This is a genomic window from Iocasia fonsfrigidae (assembly GCF_017751145.1).
GTDB classification, from domain to species: Bacteria; Bacillota; Halanaerobiia; order Halanaerobiales; family DTU029; genus Iocasia; species Iocasia fonsfrigidae.
Window position 1 is genome coordinate 2,592,073 of record NZ_CP046640.1, and the last position, 23,107, is coordinate 2,615,179.

A 23,107-nucleotide genomic window follows, 5' to 3' on the forward strand; every position below is an offset into this window, starting at 1 on the left:
CCCTCCTTAAAAAAGCTTTATTATACCCAGCAGAATAATTATAAAACCTGGTATCAGTTCAAACTTATCAGGTAAAATATCCCCTAATTTCCTGGCAAGCAAGAAACCAATACTAACAAAACTAAGGCTAACCAGTCCTATTATAACTGGTATAATTATACCAGTTATGCCAGACATACCTGCACCCACCCCTGCCCCAAGGGCATCAAGAGCCAGGGCCAGCCCCAGGAAAAAAGCCTCTGAAATATTTATACTACCTGACCTATCCAGGTCTGCTTCTTCCGGGTCTTTCAGGATTTTAATAATAATCCCTAATACTTTAACCCTTATGGAAAATATTATTACTTCTTCTTGTTTAAGCAAATCCCTTTTTTTATTATTATAATTTAAAAAAACAGAATAAACAAGCCAAATTCCTATAAATATTAAGATTATACTCCCCAAATATCTGGCTGTCTTTTCATCAAGATAGCCAGCAATCCCTTCACCGAGGCAACTACTTAAATATATTGAAATAGAAGAAATACCACTAATGATTAATAAAGGAATAAAGCCTATTTTTATGCCCCGCAGTCCATAAGTAACTCCAACAGTAAAACCATCTATACTGATGGCCATTGCCAGGAGAATCACTGACCATTCAAGAGGTAAACCCATCTATATCAGCCTCCCCATACTCAAGATACCTTATTATTATATGAAAAAGACTGCTAGATGGTTACTCATTTAAAACTATTTCTGACAATGGGGACAAAAATGGGTCCCCCTCCCTGCCACTTTCTCCTTTACTATCTCTTCTCCACAAACAGGGCATTCCTTCCCTTCCCGCTGATAAACCAGCAATTTTTTCTGAAAACTACCTTTTTCTCCCCGGGCATTACGGTAGTCTCTAAATGATGTCCCCCCATACTTAATACCCATTTTAAGCACATTTCTTATTCCCTTATACAGTCTTTCAATTTCCCTATTTTTAAGGGTATCTGTCCTTCTAAAGGGAAGTATACCGGCTCTGAAAAGGGCTTCATCCACATAGATATTTCCCAATCCAGCCAGAAAGGACTGGTTAAGAAGTAAGGCCTTAATATTGCTCTTCCTCTTCTTTAACATTTTATGGAAATCACCCAGGGTAAAATCATCATCTAATGGTTCAGGACCAAGTTTATCTAGTCCCCCTGCCCTTTCCCAGCTATTATCATCTACCAGATACATTCGACCAAATTTCCTTACATTATTAAACCTCAGATCTATAGCATTATCTAATCTAAAGATTATATGGCTGTGTTTATCAAAGGTGAGATCAGAGGGTTTAAGGAATAATTTCCCGGTCATTCTCAAGTGAATAACCAGTGTCAACTCATCCTCAATCATAATTAGAATGTACTTACCCCGCCTTCTTATCCCAATAATCTTTTTATTAATCAATTGTTTCCTGAAATCTGAACTTGAAGGATAAGCTATTATTTTTTCTTCACGAATAATTATCTCCATTATTTCTTTTCCTATAATAACCTTACTTAATCCCTGCACAATCGTCTCTACTTCTGGAAGTTCCGGCAATAATAACACCTCATCTATTCTAAGTGATAATCTTTTTTATCTCTCCAGTTCTCACCAACCTGAATATCAGCAATTAAAGGAACAGTCAATTCAACTGCATTTTCCATCTCCCCTTTGACCATTTTAGCAACAGTTGCTAATTCTTTATGGGGTACTTCTAGAACCAGTTCATCATGGACCTGGAGTAAAATGCGGGATTGATATGATTCTTTTTTCAAAGATTCATAAACCCTGAGCATAGCCAGTTTCATAATGTCTGCCGCACTACCCTGTATTGGGGTATTTATGGCCATTCTCTCAGCAAATGAACGTCGGTGAAAATTGCGGCTCTTTATTTCAGGGATATAACGGCGCCTGTCAAAAATGGTAGTTACATAGCCATCCCTTTTGGCTTTTTCCTTAACCTGATTCATATATTCTTTTACACCAGGGAACCTCTCAAAATACCTCTTAATATAGTCTTCTGCTTCCCGGCGCCCAATATTTAGGTCTCGCGCTAAACCATAGGGGCTCATGCCATAGGCTATACCAAAATTAATAACCTTAGCCTCCCTCCTCATATTGGGAGTAACCTCCCCGGCTTCAACCCCAAAAATTTCACTAGCTGTCTGCTGGTGAATATCCTCAGCTTCCTTAAAGGCCTTGAGCATATTTTTATCCCCACTAATATGGGCCAGTACTCGCAATTCAACCTGAGAATAATCAACAGCCAGCAATACCCTTCCTTCCGCCGGAATAAAAGCCTTACGTATCTCCCGACCTTCCTCGGTTCTAATCGGTATGTTCTGTAGATTAGGCTCTGTACTGCTTAATCTGCCTGTAGCAGTAATCATCTGATTGAAACTGGTGTGAACCCGGCCTGTTTCCGGATTAACTAATGGTGGTAAGGCATCAACATAAGTAGACTTTAATTTCATTAACTGACGGTAGTTTTTAATCAAAGGTATAATCTCATGTTTATTCTCTAATTTATCAAGCACCTCTGCACTGGTAGAATATCCTGTTTTGGTTTTTTTAATAACCGGCAGCCCAATCTCATCAAAGAGAATCTCACCTAACTGTTTAGGTGAATTAATATTAAACTCTACACCAGATAAGCTGTAGATTTTTTCTGTTATATCGGCCAGCTCTTTTCCCCAGCGTAAAGACAATTCGGCAAGATAGTCCTTATCCAAGGCAATACCGTTAATCTCCATTTCAGCCAGGACCTTAATCAAAGGCAGTTCTATATCCTGATACATAGCAAGCAAATTTGTCACCTCTAAACGCTTAATCAGGTGTGTTTTAATCTCTGGAAGATTAGCCAGTAAAAGAGCTGACCTCTTTTGAACACTTAAATCCTGTGCCATCTCTAGGTTTAATTCTAGCTTTATTTGTTCCTCTAAAGAAGGTAATTTATCAGAAGGCTTCAATAAATATGCTGCCAGCAAGGGGTCAAAACTAAGACCTGCTAATTCTATACCCTTTTTTTTCAAGGCAATCATAGTCTCTTTGGCATGTAAAATATCCTTTTTTATTTTACTATCATTAAAAAAATCTTTCAACTTATCCAGGAGTTCTTCAGCAACAGCATATACTTCTTTCTCAACACCCAGCAAAATTTCTTCTATTCCGGAACTTACCGGGTGCTCATCATCCTCCAATAAAACCTCCAAAGCAATCTCTTTAGAATCATTTAATATCTCAAGTAAGCTGTCCAGTTCCTTTGCATTACTAATATCCTTTATTTGTATATCATTATCCATCAGCTTTTTTGTTGTTTTAAATCTATCAATTAAGCTAGTAAATTCAAGCCTCTCCAGGAAAGGAACTATATCCCCTTCTACCGGAGCTTCTAACTTACAATCTGCAAAATCTATTTTTAAAGGGACATCTACCACAATCTCTCCCAGCCTTTTACTTAGGCGGGCCTGCTCAGCATAATTACTTAAATTTTCTTTGCGTTTCTTACCAGAAACCTTTGCTATATTTGCTAAAATATTCTCAAGATCAGCAAATTCTTTAAGTAGTTTAATAGCTGTTTTCTCTCCAATACCCGGAACACCAGGAATATTATCAGAACTATCACCCATTAAACCCTTCATATCAATCAACTGACTGGGTGACAAACCATATCGTTCCTCTATTTTCTCTTGATTATATTCCACTATATCACTTATACCCTTACGGGTATACAGGACATTAATATGAGCATTTACCAGTTGTAATGAATCTCGATCACCAGTAACTATCTTGACCTCCATACCCTCTTTATCCCCCATCACGGCCAGGGTTCCGATCACATCATCTGCTTCATACCCTTCAAGTGATAGAATTGGTATCTTCAAATACTCAAGTAGTTTCTTAATTAATGAAATCTGTGGACTTAGTTCATCAGGCATCTTCTTGCGGTTGGCCTTATAATCTTCATATTCTTCATGACGAAATGTAGGGGCTTTTTTATCAAAAGCAACCAACATAAGGTCAGGTTTTTCATCATCAATAAGCTTAAATAACATCCTGGCAAAACCAAATACTGCATTAGTATATTCACCCTCAGAATTCTGTAGTAAAGGCAGGGCATAAAAAGCCCGATGAGCCAGACTATGTCCGTCTAACAAAAACAATCTCTTACCCAAACTAATCACTCCTTCTCCTATATTTATTCCCCATAAATCGAAAAAAACCTGCTTGAAATGATTAGATAAGAATCTTTGACCTAGAATACTTTTTAATAAAATTAAGCTCTTATTATAAAACAGACAAATATATTTGCTGAACGACTCTAGAAATTATCCGTAGGCAGGACGCCGAAGGAGAATTTCTCGACAGTAAGCAAAGGCAGGACGCTGTAGCGCACGACAAGGTAAGTAAAATATTTGTCGGTCTTCAAAGTTATCGAAAATAAATTTTATGGTAACAAAAAAAAGCACAATCTATTAAGACTATGCCTTTTACTTAAAAATCTATTTCTATTAATTAATTGACTGAAGGTCATATGGTGTTTCCTGGTAAACATAATAATTCAACCAGTTAGTATATAATAGGCTGGCATGACTCCTCCAGGTCATTAAAGGAGCTTCTTCAGGATTATCAGCAGGGAAATAATTTGCAGGTATCTCTATATTTAACCCCCTGTGTTTATCCCTTAAGTACTCCTTTTGCAGTGTATTAATATCATACTCAGGATGACCAGTTACAAAAATCTGCCGACCACTTTTCCCGGCCACAATATAAACACCTGCCTCCCTGGATTCTGCCAGTACCTCCAGGTCATCATTAACTAAAATACCTTCTCTATCAACACCAGTATACCTTGAATGAGGGGCTAAAAACAGGTCATCAAATCCCCTTAATAATCTGCTGTTCTTGCTATTAATAGTATGTTTAAAAATACCTGAAAGTTTTTTATCTAAGGGTTGTTTATTAATTCTATAGTGATAGTATAAACCAGCCTGGGCTCCCCAGCAGATATGGAGTGTAGAGAAAACATTATACCTACTCCACTTCATAATCTCCTTAAGTTCATCCCAGTAATCCACCTCATCAAAATCCATCTTTTCTACTGGTGCCCCGGTAATAATCATGCCGTCAAACTTATCTCCCTTTATATCAGAAAAGGTATGATAAAAATTCGCCAGATGTTCAGGGGATGTATTTGACGGTTGATATGTTTCAGGATGGAGTAGGACAATATCAACCTGTAAAGGGGTATTACCTAAAAGTCGCAGTATTTGACTCTCCGTCTCTACCTTGGTCGGCATTAGATTTAAAATAGCAATTTTTAGGGACCTGATATCCTGATGAATGGCCCTTTTTTCAGTCATAACAAATATGTTTTCCTTCTGTAATATATCAACTGCTGGTAAATCATCTGGAACCTTAATAGGCATTTTACCATCCCCCCGAATTATTTAAATGCTTTATTAAGTGCCTGGTCAATGTCATTTACAATATCCTCTAGGTCTTCTAGACCAACTGATAATCTAATCATATCAGGTCTTACTCCTGATGCCTGCTGTTCTTCTTCACTTAACTGCTGGTGTGTTGTACTGGCCGGATGAATAGCCAGTGTCCTGGTATCACCAACATTGGCCAGGTGTGATACCAGTTGCAGACTTTCAATAAACCTTTTACCGTTCTCGATACCACCCTTAATACCAAAGGTAAGTATACCACCAGAACCCTTTTTAAGATATCTAGCCGCATTAGCATGTGTATCATGTTCTACTGTTGAAGGATATTTTACCCAGCCCACCTTCGAATTGTTCTGTAAAAACTCAACTACCCCTGCTGCATTTTGACAGTGCCTCTCCATCCTCAAACTAAGTGTCTCTAACCCCTGTAAAAGCAGGAAAGAATTGAAAGGGCTTATACAACTGCCCAGGTCCCTTAAAAGCTGTACCCGCGCTTTACCAATATAAGCAGCCTCAGCAAATTGCTCCTGATATCTAAGGCCATGATAGCTGGGATCTGGCTCAACCAGTTCAGGAAACTTACCATTACCCCAGTCAAAATTACCACTGTCAACTATGACACCACCTATTGATGTGCCATGGCCACCAATAAATTTGGTCGTAGAATGTAAGACAATATCAGCCCCATAATCAAATGGCCTACACAAATATGGTGTCGCAAAGGTATTATCCATAATTAAAGGAATCCCTGCTTGATGGGCTACCCTAGCAATCTCTTCTATATCTGGTACTACAAGTTCAGGGTTACCTATGGTTTCAACATAAAGAGCCCTGGTCTTTTCATTAATCTTCTCCTTAAAACTGTCTGGGTTACTGGCATCGGCAAAGCTGACCTTAATACCCAGTTTAGGCAAGGTATGTTTAAAAAGATTATAGGTACCACCATAGATAGAACTACCACTTACAATCTCATCCCCCTGTCTGGCGATATTGAGTGCTGCTAATGTCTCAGCCGCCTGTCCCGAAGAAACAGCCAGGGCACCTATTCCCCCTTCAAGGGCAGCTATCCTCTTTTCCAGGACATCAGTAGTAGGATTCCCGATACGTGAATAGATATTACCCTCTTCCTCCAGTCCAAATAAACGTGCCGCCTGATCAGTGTCTTCAAATACAAAGGAAGTAGTCTGATAAATCGGTACTGCCCTAGCACCAGTTGTAGGATCCGCTTCCTGTCCACCATGGATTGATAGTGTATCAAAACCTAATTCATTATTATTCACGATTATTAATACCTCCTAAAATTTATAACCTTCCTGTTCTTGAACAAGTGAATATATCAGCCTGATTTGCTCAAAAATAATCCCTGTAGTAATAAAAAAACTTTTTCTCCTAATAGAGAAAAAGTCACCTTTTTCCTATCTATCAGGTTTTTACCTGCTGGAATTAGCACCACACAATTAAAACTATTGCTGGTTGCCGGGTTTCATCGGGCCAGTCCCTCTACCACTCTTGATAGGTTCTTTTATTTAATTGTTATTTATCTTAACACATAAAATACCATCTGTCAAGAAGAATATGCAGTGACAAGGGGACGGTTCGTTTGTCACACTTTCTTTTTTTAAAACCATCTTGCTAATTTTCCTCTTTTATAATAAAATTATTTTTATAGAGATTAAATTGTCTAGAAAGGGATGATCTTCTGTTTTACCTGTGGCTTAAATTTATTATTATAGCGGGACTAATCATTATATCTGGTACATATCTATCTAAATTTGGTGATATTATTGCCGAGAAAACAGGACTAGGACAGGCCCTTATCGGAGGGATACTCCTTGCACTGGCAACTTCATTACCAGAACTGGTTACATCAATAACCTCTTCTTTAGTTGCTGTCCCTGATATAGCCATTGGAAATGTCTTTGGTAGTAATACCTTTAACCTTATGATACTGGCTATTGCCGATTTGCTTCACGGTCAGGGACCACTTATGTTAAAGGTGAAATACAGTCATATACTATCTGGACTACTGGGTATACTCTTATCTGGTATTGTAGCCTTTAGTATTATGGTCTATCACTTTACATCCTTTAATTTTACAATCTCCAGTATTGGTCTGGAAAGCATCATTATTGTCTTCACTTACCTTTTGGGGGTAAAATTAATTTTTCGCTATGATAAAAAAAATCCCCTTGATAAAGACGAGATGGAAAAAGAGCTGTATGGCCATATAAAATTAAAAAAGGCCTTAATAGGATTTTCCCTTAGTGCTGTAGTTATTATCTTTGCCGGTATTCAATTAACACTAACTGGAGATAAGATCTCTACCGTGACTGGTATTGATAAAACATTTATCGGTAGTATTCTAATCGCTGCAGCCACTTCACTCCCTGAACTGGTAGCAACAATCGCTGCCATCAGGATAAATGCCTATAATATGGCCATAGGTAATGTCTTTGGTAGTAATATCTTTAATATGATTATTGTCTTTTTTGCAGACCTGTTTTATACAAAAGCACCTGTTCTATCAGCTGTAAGTGTCCTACATATAATAACCGCCCTTATTGGTTTAATCATGAGTGCTATTGCCTTAATAGGACTCTTCTATCGATCAAAAAGGACCGTATTTTCTATTGGTTGGGATACACTCTTCATTAGCATTGTCTATTTTCTTGGTGTTTATCTACTCTTTCACCTGGGAATAAACATCTAATCTATTATAAATTCGGGAGGATTATCTATGGATAAAAATAATAAAAAATTACTTATCAGAAGGGCTATTGAAGCCCGCAAAAATGCCTATGCACCATATTCTAATTTTAAGGTTGGGGCTGCCCTACTTACTAAAAGCGGCAGAATTTTTCAAGGATGTAATATTGAATCAGCATCCTTCACCCCAACTATTTGTGCTGAAAGAACTGCAATCTTCAAAGCTGTCTCTGAAGGGGAAACAGACTTTACAGCAATTGCTATCATAGGTGGTAAAACAGGTAAAAAAATAGATATTTCTAATTCTGCTCCCTGTGGTGTGTGCCGCCAGGTAATGAGAGAATTCAGCAATAATCTCAAAATCATTGTTGCTGCTTCAGAAAATGACTTTAGAGAATACAGTCTTGATGAAATTTTACCACATAGCTTTGGACCAGAGGCCTTAAATTAATAATAGGACTAGTTCAAAATATCCATATCAATTAAATCATTATAAGCATTCTTAATCTCCTCTTTAGTAAAATAAGGTTTTTTCTCCTGAACTTTTTCTACTAACCGGGTTATAGACAGGTCTTGAGACTCATTTAAGAGAAAGACCAGAGCTGCCCTTAGTTCTAATTCTTTTTCTGTATAATTGCCAAAAAGATCTATAACTAAGGAAATTTTCTCTCTATATTTAGCTATAGATTCTTCATCACAGCTAATCACTTTACTATACTTAATACCCGGTGTTATACTTGAACCTATATATTCCCCTTCCTGAATATAATCAATTACCAGAAAATCAGTAGCAAATAAATAATCAAGATCATTGATCAGCTCTATCGAATAAGGCCCATAGGTATATAATTTAAACTCATAAGCAGTTGGAAATGAATATAAAGCCTGTAATAAGAAAACCATTTTTTGTAAAAACATCTTACTTAATCTTAAATCTCTCTGGGACATCTCTCTACTAATCTCTACCAGTAAAGTATACTTCAAAGAATTATCCACTTCTATAACCCCCTCTATAAAATTTTATCCTATCCCTTTAATAAAATATGTCTAAAATTTAAAAAAATGACTATGATAATAAATCTTAGACAAATAATGTAATTTGGGATATTTTAAAAGTTATATTTTCATATTTAGTGAAATAATAATATCAAGGCACTATAAGGGGGGATAGCCCATAGAGGTAGATAATAATCACTTTAAAGAAAAAATGAACGAAATACCCATTGAAAATCATCAGACTGCAGCCTGGATAAATATTGAGGGCCTTCAGGGGAGTGGCCGGGTATTTAACCCAGCTTATCTGGGGGTTGAACAGGCTAAAGAATATGTTGATGAAAACGAAAAATAATTATTAAGTGCCTTATTCATTATAATAGCAGCGGTCATTTAAGCCGCTGCTATTATAATATCCTTAATTATACTGCATTTCTGCTAATCTTTTGTAATTATTATATCTCTCTGTAGCATCTCTTTCGGCCTTAGCGAATAATTCCTCAGCAATTTCCGGGAAGGTATTTTGTATCTGGGTAAAGCGTATCTCTGACATCATAAAATCATGAAGAGAACCAGCTGGTTCTTTGGAATCAAGAATAAAGGGATTTTTACCTTCCTCTTTTAATAATGGGTTATACCTATAGAGATGCCAGTATCCTGTCTCTACTGCCCTCTTTTCCTGAGCTACAGACTTACCCATACCTGTCTTAATACCGTGGCTGACACAGGGAGAATAAGCTATAATTAAGGAGGGTCCATCATAGCTTTCAGCCTCTGTAATAGCCCTGATAGTTTGATTCATATTGGCCCCCATAGCTATCTGGGCAACATAGACATATCCATAACTGATGGCCATCATTCCCAGGTCTTTCTTCTTTGTCCGTTTGCCTGAAGCAGCAAATTTGGCTGCAGCAGCTGTTGGTGTTGCTTTAGATGATTGGCCACCTGTATTAGAATAAACCTCTGTATCATAAACCAATACATTTACATCTTCTCCTGATGCTAAGACATGGTCGAGGCCACCATAGCCTATATCATAGGCCCAACCATCCCCACCAATAATCCACTGTGATTTCTTAACCAAATAGTCTCTATGGTTTAGTATTTCCTGAATAAGTTTATGATTTGAATATTGATCAGCACTTATCACTGAAAGGAGTCTACTGCTTGCCTCTTTAGAACCCTCTCCATCATTCATTTTATCTATCCATTCCTGAAAAACCTTTTTACATTCTTCATTCAGATCTGAACTGATTCCTTCAGTCATCAGGTTCTTAAGCCTTTCCCTAAGCTGGCTTACTGCTAGATACATACCAAATCCAAATTCAGCATTGTCCTCAAATAATGAGTTTGCCCAGGCAGGTCCTTTACCTTCCCTGGTAGTGGTATATGGTATTGATGTCTCACTGGCACTCCAGATAGAAGAACAACCTGTTGCATTAGCAATTAACATCCTGTCCCCAAATAGTTGGGTAGCAAGTATTGTATAGGCAGGTTCACCACAACCTGGACAGGCACCATGAAACTCAAGTAATGGTTTAGCAAATTGACTACCCTTGACAGTTGTTTTTTTCATCAGCTTATCCTTATAGCTAACATTATTGGCAAGATACTCCCAGTTTTCTACCTGTCTGGGTATTTCCTCTTCAGCATTTACCATCACCAGGGCCTTGTCAGGTGCCGGACAAATATCAGCACAATTGGCACAACCAGTACAATCAAGGGTACTTACCTGAATACGATAGTGATAACCCTTAACCCCTTTACCCACGGCCTCTTTAGTTTCCAATGTATCAGGGGCATTTTCTTTTTCCTCTTCATCCAGTAAAAAAGGACGAATTACTGCATGTGGACAGACATAGGAACACTGATTACACTGAATACAATTTTCTGTCTGCCACTGGGGAACCATTACTGCTATACCACGTTTTTCATAAGCAGTTGTGCCCAGTGGAAATGTACCATCTTCCATGCCTTTAAAGACACTGACAGGTAATTCATTCCCTTCTCTCCTGGCAGCAGGCCTTTTGATTTCTTTCATAAACTGCGGTTCATCTTTAAACGGATATTCTTCTTTCTGGGCTTTAATTTCCTTCCATTCTGCTGGTAATTCAACTTTAACAAGATGTTCCAGGGCCATATCTACAGCCTTATAGTTCATATCAACAATCTTTTGACCTTTCTTTCCATAGGTCTTATCTATAAATTCCTTAAGGTATTGTATAGCCTTATCTATTGAAATAACATCAGTCAACTTAAAGAAAACAGTCTGCATAACCATATTAATTCGGTTACTGAGACCAACTCCCTGGGCAACACTTACTGCATCAATAATATAGAAATCAATATTATTATCTACAAGATACCTTTTGATAACTGCTGGGAGTTTTTCATCAAGTTCATCCTGACTCCAGGGACAGTTTAGTACAAAGGTGCCATTGTCTTTTAACCCCTGTAATATATCGTAATGATAGATAAATGATTTGTTATGACAGGCTACATAATCTGCATTATAGACAAGATAGGAAGATTTGATTGGACTATCACCAAACCTCAAGTGTGAAATTGTAGTACCACCAGATTTTTTACTGTCATAAGCAAAATATCCCTGGGCATATAAATCAGTCCTATCACCGATAATCTTAATAGCCATCTTATTGGCACCTACTGTCCCGTCAGAGCCAAGTCCCCACAACCTACAACTAACAGTGTTTTTAGGTGAAGTATCAACCACATCAGTTTCAGGCAGAGAACTATCTGTAAGGTCATCAACTATCCCAATTGTAAAGTGATCCTTAGAGTCATTTGACTTCAGATTATCAAATACTGAAATTATCTGTGAAGGCCTGACATCTTTTTGCCCTAAACCATAACGCCCACCAATAATAACCGGTTGTTCAGCACTACCGTAAAATAAAGCTTTTAGATCTTCATATAATGGTTCACCAGGGGCACCAGGTTCTTTAGTTCGATCTAAAACAGCTATCTTCCTAACCGTTTCAGGTAATACTTTAAAAAAGTATTTTGAGGAAAAAGGTCTATAGAGGTGAACCTTAATCATCCCTACTTTTTCACCCTGCTTCATTAAATAATCAACTACCTCTTCTATGACATTACAGCCTGAAGCCATTGCTATGACAACATATTCAGCATCTTCAGCACCATAGTAGTTAAAAGGGTGATAGTCCCTATCAGTTATTTTATTAATCTCCTGCATATATTCCTCTACAATATCAGGTAGAACCTCATAAAACCTATTACCTGATTCCCTCTGTTGAAAGTAAAGGTCAGGATTTTGAGCAGTTCCCCTTAAAACAGGCCTGTCCGGGTTTAAGGAATTATCCCTGAAAGACTGTACTGCCTCATAATCAATTATCTTAGCAAAGTGTTCGTATTCGATAACATCTACTTTATTGATTTCATGTGAAGTACGGAACCCATCAAAAAAATGCAAGAAAGGTATTCTGGACTTGATAGCAGCTAAATGTGCTATTCCACCCAGGTCCATTACCTCCTGGACACTACTGGATGAAAGGATAGCAAAACCAGTCTGTCTGGTTGCCATTACATCTGAATGTTCACCAAAAATTGACAAGGCATGGGTGGCAACAACCCTGGCACTTACATGAAATACCCCTGGTAAAAACTCACCTGAAATTTTATACATATTTGGTATCATAAGCAGTAAACCCTGTGAGGCTGTATAGGTAGTTGTCAGAGCACCTCCCTGTAGAGAGCCGTGTACTGCACCTGCCGCTCCAGCTTCTGACTGCATCTCAGTTACCCTGACCTGCTGCCCAAATAGGTTTTTTTTACCCTGGGCTGACCACAAGTCTACCTTTTCTGCCATAGGTGATGATGGTGTAATAGGATAAATAGCCGCCACATCTGTAAAGGCGTATGAAACATATGCTGCAGCTTCATTGCCATCCATTGTTTTCATATTATTTGACATGTTTTTTCCTCCATTCGTATATAAACTGTTATTAATAGTATTAAACATAATGTTATTTAAATACCTATTTTACTCTATTAAATAAAAAAAAGACCAGAATAGCAGTTAAAATACTACCTGGTCTTATCATACAACACTATTTTTTTAATATTTATCTTTTTTCTAAAGCAAATGAAAATAGAAAGGCAAGAAAACAAAAAAATACTACTAATATAAGAATAAATCTTATACTATAATAATTTGCCAATAAACTCCCTAGTAATGTAAGAAAAGTCATTGGTAATGATATTGTATTTGTCATTCCAATATAAACTGCCCTTTTATTATCAGGTACAACTGAAATAATATAATTCATAAAACCAGGCCAGCCTACTATGGCAGCACCAGAGGCAAAACAAATAATTTTCCACAAGGTAAAATGCAGCATATTAAGTCCTGGAACAAAAGCAAATAACGATAATATAGGTATTAAAATATTGGTAATAACTACAGTTTGAATAGACAATCTATTTGTAAAGTAATGACTGATCAAACCCCACATTCCACCACCAATTACTGTCCCTAAAACCTGATAGCTTATTAATATTCCTATTGAATAATCATCTAAAACCATTAACCTCCTGGCAAATACTATGTATAAGGGCAGAGCAAGAAAACTACTATAATTAAGAATTAAGGTAATCATGACATAGATATAATTCTTATTTGCCATAAAATATTGAGGCATTTTCTTTAAAAATACTATAAAACTCTCTTCTGGCGCTTTCTTTCCCCTTTGATAATCTTCCATTTTAGCAAAGGTAAGTGATGAAAGAATAAAAAACAAACCACCAAGACCAAAGATAATTAAAAATTTTGTTTGGGTAAGAAAAATAGCATTATGTAAAATCGATTTTATTATTATCCCTGCCAGGGCTCCTCCCAGACCACCTAGAAACAATATATACGAAAATAATTTGCCCCTGTCACTCTCTCTGATACTACCCCCAATCAGGTCTAACCAGGGGACATTTATTATTCCATCAGCCAGTCCTAAAAAAGAACACAATAATAAAAAGCCAATAACCGTTTGTAATGATACATCATAAATAAAATATATAAACAAAAAAACAAATATAAATAACCTAAAGAAAAGACTGGCATATGTCATAAACCTGGGATATTTCTTAATCTTAAAGGCATAATAACCCATCATAATCTGGGGGATAATAAAAAGTAGATTTCTTAAAGTTGCTGCCAGGGCAGCAAGATTCATATTATTAGTCAACATATCTATAAAAACAGGAAGAACTGAACCAGATTCAAAGAAAGGATTAGCAGTATAATAAAATATCTCCTCTAAAACAAGGTAGAAAAAATTAGATGACTTCTTACGAGACACCTTAAATCAGCCTCCTACTAAATACCTATATAATAAATAACTATATCACTATTTAGCTGATTATACAATGTATTTTCATTCAAGGAGCATATTTTTAATACCCATTAATACCAAAAAGTAGTTCTTCATTATCAATCCAGGTCTGCACTTGAATTACATTATAGTCATTTCTGCTATTTCTGATATATACATTTACTATACCACTATTGATAATTAGCTTCTTACATAAACTACACGGCTCTGAATTTTCAATGAGATTATTATCCTTAACACTCTTTCCAACCAAATACAAATCAGCCCCAAGAGTTTCTCTTCTACTGGCTGATAAAAGTGCATTCTGTTCAGCATGGACACTGGCACATAGCTCGTATTTGGTACCCCGGGGGATATTTAATTCTTCCCTAATACAACTGCCCTTTTCATTACAATTAGTACACCCCCTGGGAGAACCATTATACCCGGTACTAATTATCTCATCATTATTAACAATTACTGCACCATACCTCCTTCTTAAACAGGTACTCCGTTCCAGTACTGCTTCTGCAATATCCAGATAATAATTCTTTTTGTCAATTCTCTCCACATTACTCACCTTTACTAATATTTAATTGCTTTTCCTTGTCCTGCCAGGGATCTACATGTACCAGCACATCTTTAACATTGGCATCCATCTCTCTGAGTTTATCACTTACATCAGTTGCTACTCGATGTCCCTCAATAACAGATAACTCCTGTTCTACTGCAACATCAAGGTCAATAATCACTTTAGAGCCATAAGACCGGAGTTTTATCTGGCCTACCCCTTTAACACCCTGAACAGTTCGTGCAATCTCTCTATATTCAGCAATTTTTTCCTGGTCAGGTGTACCGTCCATAAGTTCATTGATTGATTCATTTAAGATTCCAATACCTATTTTGACAATAAAGACAGCAACTAACAAACCTGCCAGTGGGTCAAATATGGGATATCCCAGTCTTGCCCCTGTGATACCAATTAGAGCTGCAATAGATGATAGGGCATCTGAACGGTGATGATGGGCATCAGCAATAAGCCCTTTACTATTTATTTTTTTACCTATTTTAACTGTATACTGATAAAGACCTTCTTTAGTAAAAATTGAAAGTACTGCAACCCAGAGGGTTATTTCACCAGGAATAGCTATTTTACCAGAAAAAATATTCACTACTGTATCTTCAATTAACATTAACCCGGTAAATAACAAGATAAACCCCAGTATAGTAGTACCAATCTGTTCAGCCTTCCCATGCCCATAAGGATGTCTTTTATCAGCAGGTGACTGAGAAACCTTGATACTAATCAGAATAACTATGGTTGAGGCCATATCAGATACTGAGTGTAAACCATCAGCTATTAGAGCCTTACTAGCAAAGGCAAAACCAGCAGATATTTTAATTGTAGATAATAAAATATTAATCAACAAACTAATAAAACTGGCCTTTCTGCCAGCACTATACCTATCCTTCTCAGCTAACATGATCATATCCACTCCCAAAGTAAATATTAGAACACCCTTTTATTATATGCATTAATTATATTCTTGTCATAAAACCCACAAAAAACAAATTAAAAAGCCCTGACCAGTGAACAGTCAGGAAATAAATATAGGAAAATAGCATCTTGTTTTTACTCAACATAATCCTTTAGTTTGCGACTCCTGGTAGGATGTCTTAATTTGCGCAGGGCTTTGGCCTCAATCTGTCTAATCCTTTCCCTGGTAACTCCAAACTCTCTACCTACTTCTTCCAGGGTTCTATCCCTTGCATCTGCAATACCAAAACGCAGCTCCAGTATTCTTTTCTCCCTATCTGACAGGGTATCTAATACATCATTTAATTGTTCTTTTAATAAGGTATTTGAAGCACTTATATCTGGCTCAACAGCTTCTTCATCTTTTATAAAATCACCAAGATTGCTATCTTCTTCTTCACCAATTGGTGTTTCTAGTGAAATAGCTTCCTTGGAAATTTTTTGTATCTCTCTTACCTTATCAGGTGAAAGATCTAACTCCTTACCTATCTCTTCTGGTGTTGCTTCCCTACCCTTTTCCTGAAATAATCTCCTGGAAACCCTTATTAATTTATTAATCTTCTCTACCATATGGACAGGTACCCTGATTGTTCTACCCTGATCAGCAATAGAACGGGTTATTGCTTGACGTATCCACCAGGTAGCATATGTACTAAATTTATAACCCTTGGTATAATCAAACTTTTCCACAGCTTTCATTAATCCCATATTACCCTCCTGGATTAAATCAAGGAACTGCATACCCCTGCCGAGGTATTTTTTAGCTATACTTACAACCAGGCGTAAATTGGCTTCAACCAGCCGCTGTTTAGCCTGCTCATCACCCTGTTCTATCCTTTGGGCAAGCTCTACTTCCTCTTCAGCACTCAACAGATCTACTTTTCCAATCCCCTTTAAATACATTCGAACATGGTCTGCCATACCTTTACCCGCTGGTACATAATCAATACTATTATCTTTTTCATTGTCTTCACCATTACCTTTATTAACTACTTCTTCTGCTTTCTTTATATTTTCCTTTTCGTCAGACAAAAATAGTCCTCCCTTTATAAATAATTATTTATCTAAAGACTTTCTCTCTAATTTCAAATCTATTTATTAATAGTTAAAGATAGACAGCAAAAATCCTGCAAATTTGATTTTTTTTATAAAAATTATTCCCTTGTTTGCTTACAAAGAACTGCTTTAATAGCAGTATAACTTACTTCATCAGGTAAAACCTCTTTGATTGGTTTAAGTCTATCACTACCCTGTTCTTCAACAGCAGCAGTTATCTTATCCTCATATTCATCCGGGATTAAAAAGTCTATATCAATGTCTAAACCTTCCTTATAACACCTAAAAATATGGTTTTCAATCGTATTAGTAGATAATCCACGTTCTTCAGCAATATCTTTAATCCCCTTACCTGCTTTAAATAATTTATAGCTCAGCAAATGACTATTTCTGACGCTGGACGATTGTTTAACTTTTACCCTGTTCACCTGATCTTCCAGACCATTTTCTGTTACATACACCCTGATAGCCTCCATAAAACGCTCACCATATTTAGCAAACTTAAGCTCCCCAACACCTGTTATCTTAAGCATAACTCCTTTTTTAACAGGGTAATAGCGGCTCATCTCCCTTAGAGTACTGTCATGAAAAATTATATATGGTGGAATACCCTCTTCTTTAGCAATTTCCCTGCGCAACTCTTTTAAAATCTCAAAGAGAGGGTCATCAAAACTAATCTTATGCGCTCTCTTTTCTACCCTCTGTTCAACACTTTCTTCACCCTTTAATACCCTATAGGAACGTTCATTTAATTGGACTACAGGGTATTTACCTTCAGTTATCTTTAAATAATTATCCGCGGCCAGCATATTAATCATATCCTTAATCTCTTTAATTGTATAAGAAGGCATGATATCATAGGTTGACAGTTTATCAAAATTATTTTGCAATATTTTTTTACTCCTGGAACCAGCCAAGACCTGAGCAACAGTAGTAATCCCCCAACTTTGTTCTAGACGATATACACAGGATAGTATTTTCTGTGCCTCTTTGCTTATATCTACTAATTCCCGATCATCATTACAGTTACTACAGTTAGCACAGCTTTTAGCAACATTTTTATCTCCAAAATAATTTAGAATATAAGCACGCAGACATTGTGAGGTATGACAGTAGTCAATCATCTTCTGTAGTTTCTCCAGCTGTTTCTGTTTTCTAGCAGGTGAAACTTCATTTTGCTCAATTAGAAACCTTTGAATATGACTGTCTCCAGAAGAATATAATAAAACACATTCACTGGGTTCACCATCCCTACCTGCCCTACCTGCTTCCTGATAATATGATTCTATATTTTTCGGCATATTATAATGTATTACAAAATGAACATTTGATTTATCAATCCCCATGCCAAAGGCATTGGTAGCTACAACAATATTAATCTCATCAAATAAAAAGGCTTCCTGTGTTTCATGCCTCTCCAAATCAGTTAAACCAGCATGATAACGTCCTGCACGGTAGCCGGCATTTAATAAAACTTTTGTAAGCCTATCTACTTCTTTACGGGTAGCAGCATAAATAATACCGGACTCAGAGCTATTTGATTTGATATAGTTTAAAATAAACTGCTCTTTATCAATACCTTTACGTAAAGTAAAGGTTAAATTCCCCCGATCAAAACCACTTATATATAGTCCGTGATCCAGCAAAGCCAGTTGTATCGCTATATCATCCCTGACTTCCGGGGTAGCTGTAGCTGTGAAGGCTGCAACAACCGGCCTATTATTTAAGTTGTTTATCATCTTAGCAATATATAAATAACTGGGACGGAAATCATGTCCCCATTGAGAAACACAGTGTGCTTCATCAATAGCTATTAAAGAAACCTCCAGGGAATTCATTAATTGACAAAACCTTGGTGATTCCAGGCGTTCAGGGGCTATGTAAATTAATTTATATTCACCCTGTCTAGTCCTATCCAACCTGTCATTTAACTGCTGATATGTAATTGAACTATTAAGAAAGGTAGCTGGTATTCCCATCTCATCCAGGGCATCTACCTGATCCTTCATTAATGATATTAATGGTGAAATAACAATAGTAACCCCGGAAAAAAGCATTGCCGGCACCTGATAACAGATTGATTTACCAGAACCAGTCGGCATAATAGCAACTGTATCACTTCCCTTTAAAATACTATTGATAACCCTCTGCTGGCCTTCCCTGAAACCTTGATACCCATAATATTTCCTTAAAATTTCTTTAGCTTTTGCTAACAAAACAAAAACCCCTTATTAAATAATATTTAAAATTCAAGTTAAATATTAATTCTAGATAAGGGGAGTTTTTCCTTCATAAAAATATATTTATTCCTTTATTTGAATATAAAAAGCCACACCATTATCCTCATTATTAACCCAGACCGACCCATTATGAAGTTCAACAATAAGTTTTACAATAGCTAACCCAAGCCCAAAACTACCCTCATAACCCTTCTTATATTTCTTGAAGATATTTTCCAGATTATCTTCTTCAATCTCAGGGCCGTCATTCCATATTTTAAGAGTATACAATAAATTATTCTCAACATCTTTACCAGGTAAAACTTCACTTTTAGCTAATTTAATAGCTATCACTGATTTAGCATAACGAACTTGATTATCAAGGAGATTTTCCAGAGCTATCCTTAGCTTTTCTTTATCCCCAATTATTATAGTTGGTTCTAAATCTATCTTCCAGTCTATATCCAGACTCCGCCATTTAAAATTACTTACCGTTTTTCTAATTAATTCTGCCAGGTTAAATTCTATCTCTTCCACTTGATGTTTAGAGAGATACTCATATTTAGTATGCCCCAGGAGAAAATGAACCCTCTTTTCTAATCTAACAGTCTCTTCAGCAATAACTTCTAATGAGTTCTCCAGGCTATCTTTAGGAAAGATACCATCATTAATCGATTGGACATAACTCTTAATAACCATAATCGGTGTCTTTAATTCATGAGAAACCTCCTGTAAAAAAGACTGCTGTTTTTTATTATATTCAACCAGCTGTTCTCTCATCCAGTCTATCGTCTTCGACAGCTGTCCAATTTCATCACCACGTTCTAAAATAACAGAATGATTCCAGTTTTTTTCAGCAATTACTTTAACCTTCTGCTGCAGCTGTGTCAAAGGCTTCGTTAAATTTCTGGCAATAAAGATAGAAGCAATCCAGCTAATAAGCAGTACAACCCCTATGGCCTGAATAATCTTGAGAAATACATCTGCAACCAGATTATCACGGTACCTACCTTCTAAGTAAGAAACTAAATAACCCTCTTTTCCTGCTAACTCAACACTGGAGATAATATAAAAATATATCTCCTGATCAATTTTGGTCTGATAGCGCTTTTTCTTTAAGCTTTGTTTTTTAATATTACACCTGAGTGCTTCTATAAAATCTAAAGAAACATTCTTTCTGCTAATTTCCTTTTGAATATTTCCTTTTGTATCCAGAAACAAATGTTCTATTATTCTGAAAGAAAGAGGAGGGTGATTAGCATCTTCTTCAAGATGGGGGAAGGGAAGCTGCTTAGGTTTCTCTTCTCCACGTGGTGAAAATGGTGACGTAGGTTTGGAAGTTGAGGTGAATCCCTGATCAGCAAAAAATTCATTCTGGTATTTAATTATAAATTCCTGATGATCTTCTAGCCTAGCATAGGTCTCTTTAGTAAAGGAGTACCTTAATACAGTTGGTACAAGCAGAGTCAACAGTACTGAAAAAATACCCAAAATAAGCCCGAGAATAATCCAGATTTGAGTAGCCAGTTTTTTTTCTTTAAAAAATCTAAATATCATTTATCCACCAACTTATATCCATAACCATAAAGGGTTTTAATTTTTAACCTTGGAAGTTTTTTCCTCAATCTAATATACTTCTTTTTTTTGTATCAATATTATACTTAGAGTAATTTATATTAAAATTAACCGTATATCAAGAATCCAGAGATGGGGGTTTTTGGAAATTGCCTTTTTAGCCTCTAAACCCCTGAGAAAAGACTTAACCTTCCATCTTTCATTCTCTAAATAAGAGCTTAATAACTGATTTAAATTGTTTTCATCTTCTAATAAATATATATTATAACTCATATAAAACACCTCTGAACTTAATATTCTACAAAATCTGCTAAAAACCTTTTTTAACATTACTCATAACTAAGTGCTTTGACAGGGTCCAGTCTGGAGGCCTTAACAGCTGGATAAATTCCAAAAAACACCCCAACTATCAGGGAAAAAACAAAAGCCAGAAGCACTGTGAAAATTGAGACAACAAAGGGCCAGCCACCAATCCTAGCAATACTAAAGGCAGCCAGAAAACCAATGATAATCCCTAAAATACCCCCAAAACTACTTAAGGTTAGGGATTCAGCCAGAAATTGTCCTAGAATATGCCTCTGTTTAGCACCCAGAGCCTTACGAATCCCAATCTCTCTGGTCCTTTCTGTAACCGAAACCAGCATTATATTCATAATACCTATCCCCCCCACTAACAAAGAAATAGCCGCTATCCCACTGAGCATTAATTTCATACTACCAGTAACCTCATTGATAGTCTCAAGTATTTGATCCTGACTTACTATATTAAATTCTTCATCATCATCCAAATAATTATTTAGCAGATACTCAATCTGTTCTACTGCTGCTGTGGCCTCATCTGCCGAAGAGGCCTGGGCGATAAAACTTGATATATTATTACTGCTTGTTATTTTTAATTGTGTTGTAATTGGAATATAGGCCTGTTTATTTAAATCGCCGGTTATTCCCCTATCCTTTTCCTGCATCACACCTATTATTTCAAACAAATAGTTATTATCATTCAAATTAAAGGCAATAGTCTGACCTAAAGGATTCGATTCTGGAAATAATTCTTCAAGCAGTTCAGACCCCAATACAATCACATTTACCGCATTTTTTAAGTGATAATCATTAAAAAAGACTCCTTGTTCAGGGTAATATTTATTAATCTCTTGATAATTTATTCCTGTCCCAATAATAGTAGTCATATAGTTGTTTTCTCCTTCAATTAAGAGACCACTTGATTGATTCTTCGCTACAATCTGTTTGACTGAAGGACAATAATCAACAATTGCCTTTACCAGTTCAAGGTTAAAAACATTCTCGCTCTCACTACTAATATAACCCGGTCTCCCTCTCTTAACACCAGGGCTAATGCTAATTAAATTTGAACCCAGATTAGAGATGCGGGCAGTTACCTGCTCTTGAGTGCCAGAGGCAATAGAAACCACAGCAATAACGGCAGCCACACCAATAATAATACCCAGCATTGAAAGGAGTGTACGTAATTTATTGCTGTTTAGGCTGAAAATAGCTATTTTAATCGTCTCCAAGATCACTTAATCACCTCATCCCATTTGATCATACCATCCATTAGATAGATAATCCTTTGGGCATGTTCTGCTATCTCCTCTTCATGGGTTACTAAAACCACAGTATGCCCCTGCTCATTTAATTCATGAAAAATACCCATTATATCCTTGCCTGTTTTACTATCTAAATTCCCGGTAGGTTCATCAGCCAGAATTAAAGAAGGGTTATTAACAAGGGCCCTGGCAATCGCCACTCTCTGCCTCTGGCCGCCTGATATTTCATTGGGGAAATGATGGAGACGGTGGCCTAAACCGACCCTTTCCAGGGTTTCCCGGGCAAACATCCTCCTTTTATTTTTCTCTAAACCGGCATAGATCAAAGGTGTCTCTACATTCTGTAAAATAGTAGTACGTCCCAATAAATTAAACTGCTGAAAGACAAAACCTATATATCTATTCCTTATCTCAGCCAGTTTCTCTTCTGATAGCTTTGATATATCTTCATTCTCAAGGAAATATTGTCCAGAACTAGGCAGGTCAAGACAGCCTAAAATATGCATCAAAGTTGATTTCCCTGACCCTGAAGGCCCCATAATAGCAATCATCTCACCCTGTTCAATTTCAAAGGAAACCCCTTTTAAGGCCTGAACCTCTATCTCCCCATTACTGTATATTTTAGCTAATTTATTTACTAACAACATTTATCTTG

General features: G+C 36.6%; 19 protein-coding genes and 1 riboswitch. Of the genes, 3 read left to right on the top strand and 16 right to left on the bottom strand.

Annotated features, from left to right (window positions below):
* Positions 1–6: 6 nt before the first annotated feature.
* The 5 genes from ytaF to GM661_RS12475 form a co-directional block, all read right to left on the bottom strand.
* Positions 7–657 carry a sporulation membrane protein YtaF gene (gene ytaF, locus GM661_RS12455; RefSeq protein ID WP_230867122.1) on the bottom strand — a complete coding sequence of 217 codons (651 nt, stop codon included), beginning with the start codon at positions 655–657 and terminating at the stop codon, positions 7–9.
* Positions 658–732: 75 nt separating this feature from the next.
* Positions 733–1,566, bottom strand: coding sequence for a DNA-formamidopyrimidine glycosylase (gene mutM, locus GM661_RS12460; protein WP_330165213.1), 834 nt, complete (start codon positions 1,564–1,566; stop codon positions 733–735).
* Between the two features lie 5 nt (positions 1,567–1,571).
* A complete protein-coding gene (gene polA, locus GM661_RS12465) occupies positions 1,572–4,175 on the bottom strand; it encodes a DNA polymerase I (protein WP_230867124.1) in 2,604 nt (867 codons plus the stop codon).
* Positions 4,176–4,511: 336 nt separating this feature from the next.
* Complete coding sequence (gene metA, locus GM661_RS12470) at positions 4,512–5,429, bottom strand: homoserine O-acetyltransferase MetA (RefSeq protein ID WP_230867125.1); 918 nt, start codon at positions 5,427–5,429, stop codon at positions 4,512–4,514.
* Positions 5,430–5,446: 17 nt separating this feature from the next.
* Entirely contained in the window at positions 5,447–6,733 is a 1,287-nt protein-coding gene (locus GM661_RS12475) for an O-acetylhomoserine aminocarboxypropyltransferase/cysteine synthase family protein (protein ID WP_230867126.1), read from the bottom strand.
* Positions 6,734–6,865: 132 nt separating this feature from the next.
* Positions 6,866–6,972, bottom strand: a riboswitch (SAM riboswitch).
* A gap of 228 nt (positions 6,973–7,200) precedes the next feature.
* Here GM661_RS12475 and GM661_RS12480 point away from each other — a divergent pair.
* Together GM661_RS12480 and cdd are read left to right on the top strand one after the other, a co-directional pair.
* On the top strand, positions 7,201–8,163 hold the full coding sequence (locus GM661_RS12480) for a sodium:calcium antiporter (RefSeq protein ID WP_330165255.1): 963 nt from the start codon (positions 7,201–7,203) through the stop codon (positions 8,161–8,163).
* 27 nt (positions 8,164–8,190) lie between these two features.
* Positions 8,191–8,610 (top strand): cytidine deaminase, encoded by a 420-nt coding sequence (gene cdd / locus GM661_RS12485; protein ID WP_230867127.1) that lies wholly within the window; start codon positions 8,191–8,193, stop codon positions 8,608–8,610.
* A gap of 8 nt (positions 8,611–8,618) precedes the next feature.
* Here the strand turns inward: cdd and GM661_RS12490 are convergent, their stop codons facing one another.
* Positions 8,619–9,155 carry a hypothetical protein gene (locus GM661_RS12490; protein ID WP_125990921.1) on the bottom strand — a complete coding sequence of 179 codons (537 nt, stop codon included), beginning with the start codon at positions 9,153–9,155 and terminating at the stop codon, positions 8,619–8,621.
* Positions 9,156–9,366: 211 nt separating this feature from the next.
* Between GM661_RS12490 and GM661_RS12495 the strand changes: the two genes are divergently transcribed.
* A complete protein-coding gene (locus GM661_RS12495; protein WP_230867128.1) occupies positions 9,367–9,507 on the top strand; it encodes a CDIF630_02480 family spore surface protein in 141 nt (46 codons plus the stop codon).
* A 63-nt stretch (positions 9,508–9,570) separates the two neighbouring features.
* Here the strand turns inward: GM661_RS12495 and nifJ are convergent, their stop codons facing one another.
* The 10 genes from nifJ to GM661_RS12545 form a co-directional block, all read right to left on the bottom strand.
* Complete coding sequence (gene nifJ, locus GM661_RS12500; protein ID WP_230867129.1) at positions 9,571–13,107, bottom strand: pyruvate:ferredoxin (flavodoxin) oxidoreductase; 3,537 nt, start codon at positions 13,105–13,107, stop codon at positions 9,571–9,573.
* 151 nt (positions 13,108–13,258) lie between these two features.
* Positions 13,259–14,488: an MFS transporter gene (locus tag GM661_RS12505; RefSeq protein ID WP_230867130.1), complete on the bottom strand. Its 1,230-nt coding sequence runs from the start codon at positions 14,486–14,488 to the stop codon at positions 13,259–13,261.
* A gap of 94 nt (positions 14,489–14,582) precedes the next feature.
* Positions 14,583–15,071 (bottom strand): deoxycytidylate deaminase, encoded by a 489-nt coding sequence (locus GM661_RS12510; RefSeq protein ID WP_230867131.1) that lies wholly within the window; start codon positions 15,069–15,071, stop codon positions 14,583–14,585.
* 1 nt (position 15,072) lies between these two features.
* Entirely contained in the window at positions 15,073–15,984 is a 912-nt protein-coding gene (locus GM661_RS12515; protein ID WP_125990930.1) for a cation diffusion facilitator family transporter, read from the bottom strand.
* Between the two features lie 149 nt (positions 15,985–16,133).
* Entirely contained in the window at positions 16,134–17,069 is a 936-nt protein-coding gene (gene rpoD / locus GM661_RS12520; RefSeq protein WP_407929594.1) for an RNA polymerase sigma factor RpoD, read from the bottom strand.
* Positions 17,070–17,191: 122 nt separating this feature from the next.
* A complete protein-coding gene (recQ, locus tag GM661_RS12525; protein ID WP_230867132.1) occupies positions 17,192–19,309 on the bottom strand; it encodes a DNA helicase RecQ in 2,118 nt (705 codons plus the stop codon).
* 87 nt (positions 19,310–19,396) lie between these two features.
* Positions 19,397–20,869, bottom strand: a complete 1,473-nt coding sequence (locus GM661_RS12530) for a sensor histidine kinase (protein ID WP_230867133.1) — start codon at positions 20,867–20,869, stop codon at positions 19,397–19,399.
* 114 nt (positions 20,870–20,983) lie between these two features.
* Positions 20,984–21,160 carry a response regulator gene (locus GM661_RS12535; protein WP_330165215.1) on the bottom strand — a complete coding sequence of 59 codons (177 nt, stop codon included), beginning with the start codon at positions 21,158–21,160 and terminating at the stop codon, positions 20,984–20,986.
* Between the two features lie 56 nt (positions 21,161–21,216).
* The gene (locus GM661_RS12540) at positions 21,217–22,425 is read right to left on the bottom strand and encodes an ABC transporter permease (protein ID WP_230867134.1); all 1,209 of its coding nucleotides are present in this window, start codon (positions 22,423–22,425) and stop codon (positions 21,217–21,219) included.
* A complete protein-coding gene (locus GM661_RS12545; protein WP_230867135.1) occupies positions 22,422–23,099 on the bottom strand; it encodes an ABC transporter ATP-binding protein in 678 nt (225 codons plus the stop codon). Before GM661_RS12545 ends, GM661_RS12540 begins: the two co-directional genes overlap by 4 nt.
* Positions 23,100–23,107 lie beyond the last annotated feature (8 nt).